Source organism: Verrucosispora sp. WMMD573, from assembly GCF_027497175.1.
Classification (GTDB): Bacteria; Actinomycetota; Actinomycetes; order Mycobacteriales; family Micromonosporaceae; genus Micromonospora.
This window is the reverse complement of sequence record NZ_CP114901.1, coordinates 2,187,206-2,201,112: the sequence shown is the minus strand read 5'-3', so window position 1 is coordinate 2,201,112 and position 13,907 is coordinate 2,187,206. Positions and strand designations below refer to the sequence as shown.

Sequence of the window (13,907 nt, the reverse complement as noted above, 5' to 3'; positions counted from 1 at the left end):
GGCCGCCACCTGACCCACCGGCCGGTGATTGGTGCGGCGCGCGCCGGGTCGGCGGGTGCCGTCAGGTGATCCGGGCGCCGTGCACCGGGCCATGGGCGACGCGGGCCTGCCGGCACACCCCGGCGGCCTCCAGTTCGGCGGCGACGCGTTCGGCGTCGGCGGCGTCAGCGGTGAGGAACACGCAGGTGGGCCCCGAGCCGGAGACGATGCCGGCCAGCGCCCCGGCCGCCTCGCCGGCCTTCAGGGTGTTCGCCAGCGACGGCCGCATGGCCAGGGCGGCGTCCTGAAGGTCGTTGCCGAGGGTCGGTGCGAGCACCCGGGGGTCGCGCTGCCGCAGCGCGGCGAGCAGCCCGTCGGTGCTGCCCAGGGGCGGGCCGGCGGCACCGGTCTCGCGGAGCCGGTCGAGTTCGCGGTACGCCTGCGGGGTGGACAGGCCGCCGTCGGCGATGGCGACCACCCAGTGCCAGGAGGTGGGCCGGGCCAGCACCGGACTGACCGCCTCGCCACGACCGGTGCCCAACGCGGTGCCGCCGTGGATCAGGAAGGGCACGTCCGAGCCGAGGTCTGCGGCGATGCTCGCCAACTCGTCACGGGACAGGCCGGTGCCCCACAGGGCGTCGCAGGCGACCAGGGCGGCTGCGGCGTCCGCGCTGCCGCCCGCGAGCCCACCGGCCAGCGGGATCTGCTTGCGCAGGTGCAGCCGGGCGTGCGGCATGACGCCGGCGTACCCGGCGAGGGCGTGCGCCGCCCGAATGATCAGGTTGGAGTCGTCGAGGGCGAGTTCCCCGGTGCCCTCGCCCTCCATGGTGAGGGTCAGCGTGTCGCCGCGTCGCGCGGTCAGCTCGTCGTAGATCGAGATCGCGTGGTAGACGGTGTTCAGCTCGTGGTAGCCGTCCCGGCGCAGTGGGCCGACCCCCAGATGCAGGTTGACCTTGGCGGGCACCCGTACCCGGACCGGACCGCTCGCCCCGCGCGGCTCGTCGTCGTCCGGACGCCAGGCCTCGGTCACGGGGTGATGTCCCGGACGGGCAACCGCACGTCGAACGGCTTGGTCACGGTCAGCTCCTCGGCGGAGTCGGCGACCAGCTCGTAGCGGCCGTCGACAAGGTCGTACGCGTACACGTGCACGGGATTCTGCTCGATCCGCCAGTAGTGCGGGATGCCGGCGTCGGCGTAGTCGGCGGGCTTCTCCAACCGGTCGCGACGCCGGGTCCCCCACATGCCGGACACGTCGGGATCGATCGGCTGCGCGGTCACTGGTATACCTCCTCGGCGGGCACGGCCTCAGCCTACTGGGCTGCCGGCGTACGGCTCGGGGCCGACGCGGCCACGGCGGCGAACTGATCGACGGTGAGTGACTCGCCGCGTGCGCCGGGGTCCACGCCGGCGGCGGTGAGCGCGGCGGCGGCCCGGTCGGCGCCACCGGCCCAGCCGGCCAGGGCCGCGCGCAGGGTCTTGCGCCGCTGCGCGAAGGCGGCGTCCACCACCGAGAAGACCTGCTCGCGGGGTACGTCGGCGCGGGGCGGCTCGCGGCGGGTGAAGGCGACCAGACCGGAGTCGACGTTGGGCACCGGCCAGAACACGTTCGGCGGCACCTTTCCGGCGGCTCGGGCGTGGGCGTACCAGGCGAGCTTGACCGACGGTATGCCGTACACCTTGGAGCCGGGACCGGCGACGAGCCGGTCGGCGACCTCCTTCTGCACCATCACCAGCCCGTGCCGGAGGCTGGGCAACGCGGCGAGCAGATGCAGCACCACGGGCACGGCGACGTTGTAGGGCAGGTTCGCCACCAACGCGGTGGGCGGCGGGTCGGCCAGGTCGGCGGCGGTGACCCGCAGGGCGTCGGCGTGGTGCACGGTGAGCCGGGCGGCGGTCGGGCCGGCGTGCCGGGCGGCGGTGCCGTCGAGCGCGCCGGCCAGCGTGGCGTCGATCTCGACGGCGTGCACGTGGGCGGTGGCGGGCAGCAGGGCGAGGGTGAGCGAACCCAGCCCGGGGCCGACCTCCAACGCCACATCGTCGGGGGCGAGACCGGCGGTGGCCACGATCCGGCGGACCGTGTTGGGGTCGTGCACGAAGTTCTGGCCGAGCTTCTTGGTGGGTGCGACGCCGAGCCGGGCGGCGAGGTCCCGGATCTCCGCCGGGCCGAGCAGGTCTGCGGCCATAACCCGACAGCGTACGGGTCAGCCGCCGACGCCGGCCGGGTGCCAGGGACCGAAGGCCCGTTCCCCGGCGGCCGAGATGGCGGCGCAGAGTTCGTCGAGGTCGGCGCCGGTTGCGGCGGCCAGCGCCCGGACGGTCAGCGGGATCAGGTACGAGGCGTTGGGCCGGCCTCGGTGCGGAACGGGAGTGAGGTACGGGGCGTCGGTCTCCACCAGGATCTGGTCCAGCGGAGTCAGGGCGGCAGCCTCCCGCAGTGCCCCGGCGCTGGCGAAGGTGACCGTGCCGGCGAAGCTGAGCAGGTAGCCCCGGCGGACGCACTCGGCGGCGAACTCGGCGTCGCCGGAGAAGCAGTGCATCACCACTGTGTCCGGTGCGCCCTCGTCGTCGAGGATGCGCAGCACGTCGGCGTGCGCGTCCCGGTCGTGGATCACCAGCGTCCGGCCGTACCGTTTGGCGATGGCGATGTGCGCCCGGAAGCTCTCCTCCTGCGCGGCGCGGCCCTCGTCCCCGGTGCGGTAGCGGTCCATGCCGGTCTCGCCGACACCGCGGACCCGCTCCTGACCGGCCAGTGCCTCGATCTCGCGCAGGGCGCCGTCGAGGTCGGCCAGCCGGGGCGCCTCGTTGGGGTGCAGCGCGACCGTGGCCAACACCGCCGGGTAGCTGCCGGCCACCTCGGCGCCCCAGCGGGAGGAGGCGACGTCCACCCCGACCTGCACCAGCCGGTCCACCCCCACGGCGGCGGCGACGGCGATGGCGGCGGCGACCGGGTCGGCGGGATCGCCGCCACCGGGTACCCCGGCCTCGCTGACGGTGATGTCGAGGTGGGTGTGGCTGTCCAGCACCGGGCGGAGCAACGGCTCGGGTGCGGGTGGAAACTCTCCGGCGCGGCGGGCCGCACGCTGGCTACGGGACTCGGTCGGCTCACTCATGTCCTCGACAGGATCACACACCGGACGAGTCCACCCGGAGGCCACCCGGAGTTCACCTCGGCTACGCCCCACGCACCTACCGTCGCGGCGTGGACGCGCGAAGCGAGCTTTCCCGGACCGGAGGTGCGGTGCCGGAGCGGACCGGTCTGCGGGTGGCGTTCGGCGGCGCGGTGTACCCGGCGGAGGAGATCGCCCGGGGTGCGGCGTACGAGTTGTTCAGCGCCGACGAGGTGACCGGTTTCGAATGGGCGCCCCGGGTCAACTCGGCCCTGCCGTGGCGGCGGTTCGTGCACGTCACCGAGGTCGACGCCGTGCACGGAGCGACCGAACAGGCCGAGGATCCGGAGGCTCCCCTGCTGGTGCCGCTGCATCGGGAGCGGGGCTGGACGGAGGTGCACCGGCTCGCCCAGCAGCCGGCCGCCGCGGACGACCCGCTGATCACGGCGGTACGCGCCTCGGCCGGCGTACGGCGGGGCACCCGGATGATGAAGATCCTCTCGGCCCGGCAGCTCGCCGGATACGTACGCGGCTGGCTGCCGCACGGATTCTGCTACCGGGAACACGACGTCGCGCACCTGCGTACCCCGCTGACGACGAGTGTGCTGCGCACCGACGGCGGGGACAGCCGGGACGGCGCCGACGTGACGTACGCGTTGCGCTGGCGGGCCGCCGACCCGGGCGACTACGACGTGCCGGCGGGCGCGGCGTACCGGGGGCTGGCGGCGCTGGGTGCCCGGGACCGGTTGGGTCCGGCGGTGCTGGGCACCGGCTTCACGCCGAGCAATCACCACCTGATCCCCGAGTTCGTCACCCGGGACTTCGCCGACCTGCCGATGCCCGCGAACGCCACCCTGCTGGCCTACCCGGCGGAGGGCCTGGAGGTGGTGCTCTACGCCTACCAGGCCGAGCAGCGGGGCTGGCTGCGGATGGTCGGGCCACAGTGGCGACACCTGCTCGCCGCGGTGCCGGGTCTGTCTCCAGATCAGGAGTACGTGCCGACCGGGGAGGCGCCGCGGTCGACCCGCCTGGTGGGCACGTACGCGGGCGGGGAGTACGAGGCGGTCGCCGACCTGCCCGGCGATTTCCGGGTGCTGGCGCTGACCCGGGCCGCCCGGTACCCGGTCGACGGGGTGAGCCGACGGCTACGCCTGGCCGCCTGGCGGGGGGTGCCGTGTCTGGTGTTGCGTGAGGAGGCGGGCTGGCTGCGGTTGCGGCTGCGCCGCCCGGATCCGGACGCGGTCGCCGCGACCGGCGCACAGTGTCACGAACGGGGCGTCTACGAGACGTGGGCCCCGGGCGGTGAGGTGACCGACGACCAGGTGGTGGACCACCCGTATCTCCTCTGACCTGGCCCGTCAGGTCGGGCGGCGCAGGAATATCGGATGCCCGCCGGGGAAGCCTCGGTTTCCACCCTGACAGGAGGACGAGATGCCCTTCATCACCGTCGGCACGGAGAACTCCGCGCCCATCGACCTGTACTACGAGGACCACGGGTCGGGTCAGCCGATCGTGCTGATCCACGGCTTCCCGTTCAACGGGGCGACCTGGGAGAAGGTCTCCGGGCCGCTGCTCGACGCCGGCTACCGGGTGATCACGTACGACCGGCGTGGTTTCGGCAATTCGGCGCAGCCGGCGTTCGGGTACGACTACGACACCTTCGCCGCCGACCTCGACGTCCTGATGACCGAGCTGGATCTGCGCAACGCGATCCTGGTCGGTCACTCGATGGGTACCGGTGAGGTGACCCGCTACCTGGGCGCGTACGGCTCGGACCGGGTGGAGCGGGCGGTGCTGCTGGCACCGCTGGCGCCGTACCTGCGGCAGGCGCCGGACAACCCCGAGGGTGTCGAGGCGAGCCTCTTCGAGGGGTTCAAGCAGGCGATCACGCAGGACCGGTTCGCCTACCTCACCCAGTTCTGCAACAACTTCTTCAACTACGACGAGAACAAGGGCAAGTTGGTGAGCGAGGAGGCGTACCGGGCGCACTGGAACATCGGCGCGATGGCCTCCGCCACTGCCACGCACGACAGCGTGGACGCCTGGGGCACCGACTTCCGGGCCGACGTGTCGCGGATCGACGTGCCGGTGCTGATCGTGCAGGGCGACAAGGACAACGTGCTGCCGTACCCGAAGACCGGCCAGCGGTTGCAGCCGATGCTCGCCGACAGCCGGCTGGTCACCCTCAAGGGCGCACCGCACGGCACGCCGTGGACCAACGCCGACGAGGTGAACAAGGCGATCATGGAGTTCATCGGTTCGCCGACCATGGCCCGCGCCTGACACGCGCCGGGCCGACGCCCGGTGTCGCGTCGCGCCGGACGCGGGTCGGACGTTCACGGCACGGGCGCGACCCCGAGCGGGTCGCGCCCGTCGCGTCTGACCGGAACGTCAGCCTTCGAGGCGGGCCAGCTCCTCCTCGACGATCGAGGGGTCGAGCTTGCGGAAGACCGGCTTGGGCGCCGCGAGCGTCCGGCCCACCACGAGCGGTACGGACTCCCACCGCGCGCCCTGGGTGTAGTCACCGGTCAGCACCGGGTAGGCGGGCCCGACGTCGAGGTCGGCGACCTCCTCGATCACCGGCATCGGTGCGTGCACCCCGGTACCGCCGAGCAGCTCGTGGATCTTCTGCGCGGAGTGCGGCAGGAACGGGGTGAGCAGCGTGTTGGCGTCGCTTACCACCTGGAGGGCGACGTGCAGGATGGTGCCCATCCGGGGCTTGGCCGCCTCGTCCTTGAGCTTCCACGGCGCCTGCTCGGAGAGGTACTTGTTGGCCTCGGCGACCACCTTCATCGCTTCGCCGATGGCCTGCTTCTGCCGGTGCCTGGCGATCAGGTCGCCGACCGTGCCGAAGCCGGCGCGTGCCACGGCCAGCAGCGCCTCGTCGGCCTCGGTGAGCCCGTCCGGGCCGATGGGTGGGATCTCGCCGAAGTTCTTCGCCGCCATCGAGATGGACCGGTTGACCAGGTTGCCCCAGCCGGCGACCAGCTCGTCGTTGTTGCGGCGCAGGAACTCGGCCCAGGTGAAGTCGGTGTCGTTGTTCTCCGGGCCGGCCACCGCGATGAAGTAGCGCAACGCGTCGGCGTCGTACCGCTGGAGGAAGTCCCGGACGTAGATGACCACCCGGCGCGAGGAGGAGAACTTGCGTCCCTCCATGGTCAGGAACTCGCTGGAGACCACCTCGGTGGGCAGGTTGAGCCGGCCGAGCCGGCCCGGCTCGCCGTCGCGACCGCCCTCACCGGAGTAGCCGGCCAGCAGCGCGGGCCAGATCACCGAGTGGAAGACGATGTTGTCCTTGCCCATGAAGTAGTAGGCCTGCGAGTCCTTCCCCTCCCCATCGGTGGACCACCACTTCCGCCACGCCTCGGGATCACCGGTGCGGCGGGCCCACTCGATGGACGCGGACAGGTATCCGATGACGGCGTCGAACCACACGTAGATCCGCTTGTCGGTGCGGTCCCGCCAGCCGTCGAGCGGGATCGGCACGCCCCACTCCAGGTCCCGGGTGATGGCCCGGGGGTGCAGGTCGTCCAGCAGGTTCCTGGAGAAGCGCAGGACGTTCGGACGCCAGCCCTCCCGGGTGTCCAGCCACTGCCGCAGCACGTCGGCCAGGGCGGGCAGGTCGAGGAAGAAGTGCTCGGTCTCGACGAACTCCGGCGTCTCCCCGTTGATCTTCGACCGTGGGTTGATCAGGTCGATGGGGTCGAGCTGGTTGCCGCAGTTGTCACACTGGTCACCCCGGGCGCTGTCGTAGCCGCAGATCGGGCAGGTGCCCTCGATGTACCGGTCGGGCAGGGTCCGCCCGGTGGACGGCGAGATCGCGCCCATGGTGGTCTTCGGCACGATGTAGCCGTTGCGGTACATCCCCTCGAACAGCTCCTGCACCACGGCGTAGTGGTTGCCCGTGGTGGTGCGGGTGAACAGGTCGTAGGAGAGGCCCAGGCCGTGCAGGTCCTCGACGATCACCCGGTTGTACCGGTCGGCCAGCTCCCGCGGCTTCAGCCCTTCTGCGTCGGCCTGCACCTGGATCGGCGTGCCGTGCTCGTCGGTGCCGGAGACCATGAGCACGTCGTGGCCGGCCATCCGCATGTACCGGGCGAAGACGTCGGAGGGAACGCCGAAACCGGAGACGTGGCCGATGTGGCGCGGGCCGTTGGCGTACGGCCAGGCCACTGCCGCGAGAACGTGACTCATGGACAGAAAGCCTAGTGACCCCGGCGGGGTGACCGCGAACCAATAGGGGTCCCTGGTCGGCACGGTGGGTCAACCACCCTCGACAAATAGTCCGGATTGTCATCGACACGCTGCCTGAGCTGCCCGATCAACCCCGCTCAGCGGTGTCCAATGAAACGCGTGACTGGCAGCCGAGCCGCCCGAGACCACTCCGAGGGCCCCCTTGCCGAGCCCGGGGCGGATTCCGCCGCCTCGCCGCGTACCCAGACGGTGGCACCTCAGCCCCGCGCGGTGCCCCCGCCGACAGCGGAGCCGGAGAACGGCGCGGCCGGGCCGGAGCAGGCCGATCCCGTCACGGTCGAGTCACGCACCGAAGTCGAGGTGGAGCCGACGACCGGCGCGCCGGTGGACACGCTGCCACGGCGGGTCCCGGTCCGGCCGGCTGGACGTCGGGGCCGTCGGCAACGATCGCGCGACGACGGTACGCCGGACGAGGACACCTTCTGGGCACCGATCGAGCAGGTGCACTGGGACGGGACTCCGGTGCGGCAGGAGGAGCCCGGCGACGCCGAGCCGTGGTGGCGGCGGTTCTGGCCGGTGCACCGGCGTCGGGAACGCGCCAGCCACCCGCCCGATCCGCTGGCGGGGTTGTCCGCGTTGATCGGGCTGAGCCTCGCGGCGGCCTTCTTCGCCTGGGTCAGCGCCGGTCCGCTCTGGCTGGCCGTCGGGCACGCCACCTCCGGCACGGTGGTGGTGACCAGGTGCACCGGCGACGGTCTGACCCAGCGGTGCCGGGGCATCTTCACGGCGGCGGAGGAGGAGTTCCGGATCCACGGCGTACGGGTCAGCGGGGTGTCCCGGGACCGCGCGGTGCCTGGTTCCGCCCTGTCCGCCCGGGTGACCGGCCCGGACGGTCACGTCGCGTACGCCGACCGTGGGGTGGGTGCCCAGCTGCGATGGCTGCTCGGGGTGTTCGCGGTGCTCGGCTGCGCGGTGGGCATCGCCCGCTGGACCGGCGCGACCCGGCTGCCCGATCGAACCGAGCGGCGTTGGGCGATCGCCGCCTCGCTGGCCGGCCCGCTGCTGACCGCCCTCGGCTTCCTGATCGCCGCCTGGTAGCGCCTGGCCTCACTGGTGCACGAGCGTGTAGACGTCACGCCGGCGCAACCCGTACTCGGCCGCGACGTCAGTGATCGCGTCCCGGCGGCTCCGGCCCGCCGCCTCCCGCTCGGCCACCGCCGCGCGCAGCGCGGCGTCGTCGGGACGGACGGCAGGTGTGGCGGGCGCACCGGCCACCACGAGGGTGATCTCGCCGCGCGGGTCGCCGTCGGCGGCCCACCGGGCCAACTCACCGAGCGGGCGACGCAGCACCTCCTCGTACGTCTTGGTCAGCTCGCGGCAGACGGCGGCGGGCCGGTCGGGGCCGAACGTGTCGGCCAGGTCGGTCAGCGCGGCGGCGATCCGGTGCGGCGCTTCGAAGAGAACCAACGTCCGTTCCTCGGCGGCCAGTGCCCGCAACCGGGCGCGCCGGGCGCCGGGGGCACGGGGCAGGAACCCTTCGAAGCAGAACCTGTCGCACGGCAGCCCGGACAGGGCCAGGGCGGTGGTGACGGCGCTGGGACCGGGCGCGGCGGTGACCGGCACCCCGGCGTCCAGGGCGGCGCGAACCAACCGGTAGCCGGGGTCGGAGACGCTCGGCATGCCACCGTCGGTGACCAGCGCTACCACGTATCCCTCGCTGAGCACCTCGACCAGCTCCGGGGTGCGCCGGTCCTCGTTGCCCTCGAAATACGAGACGATCCGGCCGGGAATGGTCACGTCGAGATCGCGGGCGAGTCGGCTCAGCCGGCGGGTGTCCTCGGCGGCGACCACATCAGCGGCGGCGAGGGTGTCCCGTAGTCGGGTGGAGGCGTCGGCGGGATTGCCGAGCGGCGCGCCGAGCAGAATCAGGCGACCGGTTTCGGACATTTCACCCACGACAGCGCACTCCTTCATCGACGGGCGTACCGGATATGGGGACGACAGGCACCACCGACCCCCTTGGCAGCCTACGATCGCCGGGTGACGAGTGCGTCGACAGCACAGAGCGCGAGCCCCGACCAGCCCGCGGAGCCGGGAGCGACCACAGCCACCGCCACCGGTTCGGCGGGGGGTGGCGTCCCGGCGGCGATCCGCCGCCGGCTGGCCACCGTCGAGGCCGGGCTGGACGATCGTTCATGGCTGGCCACGGCGGTGGTCGTGGTCATCGCGGCGGTTCTCCGGTTCGCGAATCTCAGCCATCCGCCCGGCAAGATCTTCGACGAGGTCTACTACGCCCGGGACGGCTGGGGGCTGATCGACAAGAGCGTGGAGTGGAACTACACGAACAACGCGCCGTCGTACGTGGTCCACCCGCCGCTGGGCAAGTGGTTGATCGGCTTCGGCGAGTGGGCCTTCGGCTACAGCGACGCCGAACACGGCATCTCGGTACCCGGCCACCTGTTCACCACCGCGCCGGAATTCGGCTGGCGCTTCTCGGCGGCGCTGCTGGGCACCCTGTCCGTGCTGCTCATGGTCCGCATCGGCCGTCGGATGTTCCGCTCCACTGTGCTGGGCTGCGCCGCCGGCCTGCTGCTCGCGGTCGACGGGTTCCATCTGGTGCTCTCCCGCACCGCGCTGCTCGACATCTTCCTGCTCTTCTTCATCCTGGCCACCTTCGGCGCGCTCGTGCTGGACCGCGACGCGACCCGCCGCCGATGGGCCCGGGCACTGGAGGCCGGGCTGGATCCGACCGCCCGGGGGCGGGCCGGTCGCCCGGCCGGCGGGTGGCGGAACTGGCCCTGGTGGCGGCTGGCGACCGGGGTGCTGCTCGGTTGTGCCTTCGGGGTGAAGTGGAGCGCGCTGTTCTTCGTACCCGTCTTCGCCCTGCTGATGCTCCTCTGGGACGTCGGCGCCCGGCGGTCGGCCGGGGTACCCCGGCCGTGGCGGGACACCCTGCTCGACGGCGTGCCCTGGATGGTGCTCGCCGGTGTGCTGATGGCGGTGACGTACGTCGCCACGTGGTCCGGTTGGTTGTTGAGCCAGGAGGGCTACTACCGGCTCGCCGAGCGGTATCCGGACGCCGGGCTCAGCGACGCGCCCCTCGTCGGCCCGCTGTGGAACCTGATTCAGTACCACCAGGCGGCGCTGGGCTTCCACAGCCAGCTCGACGACCCACACAAGTACCAGTCGTGGCCGTGGCAGTGGCTGCTGCTGGGCCGGCCGGTGGCGTTCCACTGGACCGGAGAGGGCCCCTGTGGCGCGGCGAGCTGCGCCGAGGAGGTACTGCTGCTGGGTACCCCGCTGCTGTGGTGGTCCTTCCTGCCGGCGCTGGTGGCACTGGTCTGGCTCGGCCTGGCCCGCCGGGACTGGCGCGCCGGAGCGATCCTGCTCGCCGTGGCCGCCGGGCTGCTGCCCTGGTTCTGGTTCGCCCTCGACGGCCGGACGATGTTCTCCTTCTACGCCGCGCCCACGCTGCCGTTCCTGGTGCTAGCCGTGGTCTACGTGCTGGGCGCCATCGCCTCGCCGGCCGGTCCGAGCGGCGCCCTGGCCGTGACCGGCGCCCACGAGGAGGCCAGCCGGGACCGCCGGCTGGTCGGCGGGGTGATCGCCGGGGCGTACGTGGCGCTTGTCGTCCTCTGCTTCGCGTACTTCTATCCGATCTTCGTCGGCTCGGTGTTGCCGTACGAGGACTGGTCCGCACGGATGTGGTTGAACGGCCGCTGGATCTGACACCACGCAGGGCCCGTACGCCTCGGCGTACGGGCCCTGCGTCGGAAATAGGACGCGCCCCGATCGCCTGCCACGGGGGAAGCGGGCGATTGGGGCGCGCACCAGCAGCTTAACCACCCGCGACCAAGGGCACAACGGTGCGGCGTCAGTCAGATTTCCGACGAATGCTGAATGCGACAAGAAGTTGCGACCAGGGTTGTCGCAGCGTGACTCCTCGGGGACGTTGCGCCGCCCGGAGCCACCGTCCGACGGATGGCTGAACCGTTGCGTCCAGCCACTCAGCTCCCCGTGACATCGCCCGGGATCGAAGCACGTCCATGTCGTACGGACGAGATGGTCAGTGTCGTCTCGGGCGGGGCGGCAACCAGCCGAAGAACCTCTCCTGCAACGACGTCGACCCGGCGAGATGCAGATCCTCGGCGGCGGCGGCGAGACAGGCGCCCAGGTAGACACTGAGCATCGGCCGATCCACGCCGTATTCGGTCAGCAGCTGCTCCCGTTTCGGGGCACAGGGCCACTCGGCCCCACAGGTGCCACACGTCCATTCGGGGGTCACCGGGGCGTGCTCGCCCGCCCGCCCGGGTGACGCGGCTCCGTCCGCCGCCGCCACCGTGACACCCGAGCGATCCGTAACACCCGTCATCGCGCTCCTCTCCGTCTCCACCGTGACGGCGGGCTATGCCGCCCACCGCCGGGTCGAACGTGCCCGTGCTTATCTACAGCGCCCGGGAACGCAGCGGCGTTACGTCGTTGCGGTACGTTGACCAACCATGGCCGCCGCGACCCGCTCCGGGCACTGCATCGACCGGAAGCATCCATCGTCGCCGGTCGCTGGTACCGGCACCACCGGCCGAAAGCACTACTCCGGAGCCGCAGGTGCGTGATCTGCTCCCACCCGCCGTCGCGGTGGCCGTGGCGGGGCCGGACGACTGGTCCGGCCGGTTGCACGCGGCCGAGGCGGCCTGTCTCGGCGACCGCGCGGTGGACAGCCGCCGCCGGGACTTCACCGCCGGCCGGATGTGCGCCCGCCGCGCCATGGCCGCGCTCGGCCTGCCGCCGGCCGCCGTACCGGCCGCCGCCGACCGCTCACCCGTCTGGCCGGCCGGCCTGGTCGGCACCATCACGCACACCCGCGGCTACTGCGCCGCAGCCGTCGCCCGTAGCGACGAGATCCGGGCGGTCGGCATGGACGCCGAGCAACATCGCGAACTCAGTGCGGGGGTACGCCGGCTGATCTGCCTGCCCGAGGAGGACGAGCAGGTCGCACAACTACCACCGGACATCCACTGGCCGGCGGTGATCTTCAGTGCGAAGGAGACCGTCTACAAGGTGTGGCATCCGGTCGTCGGCAACTGGCTCGACTTTCACGACGCCCTGGTGCGGCTCGATCCCGACGCCGGCACGTTCACCGCGCGGATCTCCCCCGCCCGGGTCACCGAGGCGTCGGTCGACCACCCGCCTACCCTGATCAGCGGCCGCTTCGCGGTCGATGCCGACCTCGTACGCACGGCCGCCACGCTCGCCCCCCGGTAGCGCACGGCACGGCGGCACCGCGACCGGCGACCGGCTGATGTGTCCTGAATGGACTTGTCTACACTCCGCTCGGTGATCAACAAGAGATGGTCGTCAGCCGCCCTCCTCGGGATGCTGACGGCGACCACGCTGGCCGGCCCGGTGCCGGCACTCGCCGACGACCGGGCGGAACCGCCCACCGAGCCACCCCGGGTGCAGCTCGTACTGGATGTGAGTGGCTCGATGCGAGCCGCCGACATCGACGGACGCAGCCGGATCTCGGTGGCCCAGCAGGCGTTCGGCGAGGTGGTGGACGCGCTGCCCGACGAGACCCAGCTGGGCATCCGGGTGCTGGGCGCCACGTACCAGGGCAAGAACAAGCAGCAGGGCTGCCTGGACACCCAGCAGATCGTGCCGGTCGGCCCAGTCGACCGGGCGCAGGCCAAGGCCGCCGTGGCGAGCCTGCGCCCGACCGGCTTCACCCCGGTCGGGCTCGCCCTGCGCGAGGCTGCCAAGGATCTCGGTACCGGTGCCACCGCCCGCCGGATCGTGCTTATCACCGACGGCGAGGACACCTGCGCCCCACCGGACCCCTGCGAGGTGGCCCGGGAACTGGCCGCCAGGGGCACCACGCTGGTGGTGGACACCCTCGGTCTCGCACCGGACGAGAAGGTGCGCCGGCAGTTGCTCTGCATCGCCGCCGCCACCGGCGGCACCTACACGGCCGCGCAGAGCGCCGAGGATCTGACCGACCGGCTGAAGCAACTGGTGGACCGGGCCCGCGACACCTACGCCACCACCCCGGCGAAGGTCGACGGGACGAACGCCTGCCCCGGTGCGCCCCTGCTTTCTCCCGGCGTCTACACGGACCGGGAGACCTTTTCCGAGCATCGCTGGTACCGGGTGCCGGTACGGCCGGGGCAGGAGCTACGGGCCTCGGTCAGCATCGCGCTCGACCGCCCGGTCAATCCCGACCACGGCGTACTGCTGCGGGCCACCACGGCGGACGGCCGGGAGCTGGTCCGCGGAGTGGACGCCGGCAGCGGACGTACCGACGTGATCTCCACCGGCCTTCGTTGGTCGGCCGGGGACGACGCCGAGCGGGCCGAGGAGACCGACCCGACGCCGCAAGTCAGCGCGCCCTCGGCCGTCACCACCGTCTGCCTGGTGGTCAGCAACATGTTCTCACCCCGAGCGGGCACCGCGGCGGACCCGGGCATGCCCGTCGAGCTGACCATCGACGTGGTCGCCGCGTCGTCCGCCCCGGACGGGCCCGACCTGGGCCGCGGCTGGGTGCTGCTGCTCCTGCTGACCCTGGCCGGCCTGCTCACCGGGCTCGTCACCGGCCTGCTCACCCGCTGGTGGGTAGCCACCTGGAGGAACTGA

The 13,907-nt window shown here is 72.2% G+C and carries 13 protein-coding genes; 6 read left to right on the top strand and 7 right to left on the bottom strand.

The genetic code is table 11. The features are described 5' to 3' along the window. Positions 1–61 precede the first annotated feature (61 nt). Genes O7601_RS10230 through O7601_RS10215 form a run of 4 tightly spaced genes read right to left on the bottom strand, consistent with a single transcriptional unit; the run spans position 62 to position 3,089 of the window. Positions 62–1,009, bottom strand: a complete 948-nt coding sequence (locus O7601_RS10230; protein WP_281565939.1) for a 4-(cytidine 5'-diphospho)-2-C-methyl-D-erythritol kinase — start codon at positions 1,007–1,009, stop codon at positions 62–64. Beyond that, complete coding sequence (locus O7601_RS10225; protein WP_281565938.1) at positions 1,006–1,257, bottom strand: Uma2 family endonuclease; 252 nt, start codon at positions 1,255–1,257, stop codon at positions 1,006–1,008. Before O7601_RS10225 ends, O7601_RS10230 begins: the two co-directional genes overlap by 4 nt. Before the next feature lie 32 nt (positions 1,258–1,289). Then, on the bottom strand, positions 1,290–2,162 hold the full coding sequence (gene rsmA / locus O7601_RS10220; RefSeq protein WP_281565937.1) for a 16S rRNA (adenine(1518)-N(6)/adenine(1519)-N(6))-dimethyltransferase RsmA: 873 nt from the start codon (positions 2,160–2,162) through the stop codon (positions 1,290–1,292). Between the two features lie 18 nt (positions 2,163–2,180). Then, the gene (locus O7601_RS10215) at positions 2,181–3,089 is read right to left on the bottom strand and encodes a TatD family hydrolase (RefSeq protein WP_281565936.1); all 909 of its coding nucleotides are present in this window, start codon (positions 3,087–3,089) and stop codon (positions 2,181–2,183) included. Positions 3,090–3,178: 89 nt separating this feature from the next. On the opposite strand from O7601_RS10215, the gene O7601_RS10210 reads away from it, so the two are divergent. Both O7601_RS10210 and O7601_RS10205 read left to right on the top strand, forming a co-directional pair. Further along, a complete protein-coding gene (locus O7601_RS10210; RefSeq protein ID WP_281565935.1) occupies positions 3,179–4,435 on the top strand; it encodes a hypothetical protein in 1,257 nt (418 codons plus the stop codon). Positions 4,436–4,517: 82 nt separating this feature from the next. Beyond that, the gene (locus tag O7601_RS10205; protein WP_281565934.1) at positions 4,518–5,369 is read left to right on the top strand and encodes an alpha/beta hydrolase; all 852 of its coding nucleotides are present in this window, start codon (positions 4,518–4,520) and stop codon (positions 5,367–5,369) included. 108 nt (positions 5,370–5,477) lie between these two features. On the opposite strand, the gene metG is transcribed toward O7601_RS10205, so the two are convergent. Beyond that, positions 5,478–7,280: a methionine--tRNA ligase gene (gene metG, locus O7601_RS10200; protein WP_281565933.1), complete on the bottom strand. Its 1,803-nt coding sequence runs from the start codon at positions 7,278–7,280 to the stop codon at positions 5,478–5,480. Between the two features lie 150 nt (positions 7,281–7,430). On the opposite strand from metG, the gene O7601_RS10195 reads away from it, so the two are divergent. Continuing rightward, entirely contained in the window at positions 7,431–8,378 is a 948-nt protein-coding gene (locus O7601_RS10195) for a hypothetical protein (RefSeq protein WP_281565932.1), read from the top strand. A gap of 9 nt (positions 8,379–8,387) precedes the next feature. On the opposite strand, the gene rsmI is transcribed toward O7601_RS10195, so the two are convergent. Further along, positions 8,388–9,236: a 16S rRNA (cytidine(1402)-2'-O)-methyltransferase gene (rsmI, locus tag O7601_RS10190; protein ID WP_281565931.1), complete on the bottom strand. Its 849-nt coding sequence runs from the start codon at positions 9,234–9,236 to the stop codon at positions 8,388–8,390. 192 nt (positions 9,237–9,428) lie between these two features. On the opposite strand from rsmI, the gene O7601_RS10185 reads away from it, so the two are divergent. After that, positions 9,429–11,009, top strand: coding sequence for a phospholipid carrier-dependent glycosyltransferase (locus tag O7601_RS10185; RefSeq protein WP_281566866.1), 1,581 nt, complete (start codon positions 9,429–9,431; stop codon positions 11,007–11,009). A gap of 337 nt (positions 11,010–11,346) precedes the next feature. Here the strand turns inward: O7601_RS10185 and O7601_RS10180 are convergent, their stop codons facing one another. Next, positions 11,347–11,652 (bottom strand): hypothetical protein, encoded by a 306-nt coding sequence (locus O7601_RS10180; RefSeq protein WP_281565930.1) that lies wholly within the window; start codon positions 11,650–11,652, stop codon positions 11,347–11,349. Positions 11,653–11,885: 233 nt separating this feature from the next. On the opposite strand from O7601_RS10180, the gene O7601_RS10175 reads away from it, so the two are divergent. Together O7601_RS10175 and O7601_RS10170 are read left to right on the top strand one after the other, a co-directional pair. Next, a complete protein-coding gene (locus O7601_RS10175; protein WP_281565929.1) occupies positions 11,886–12,542 on the top strand; it encodes a 4'-phosphopantetheinyl transferase superfamily protein in 657 nt (218 codons plus the stop codon). Between the two features lie 72 nt (positions 12,543–12,614). Next, complete coding sequence (locus O7601_RS10170; RefSeq protein WP_281565928.1) at positions 12,615–13,907, top strand: VWA domain-containing protein; 1,293 nt, start codon at positions 12,615–12,617, stop codon at positions 13,905–13,907.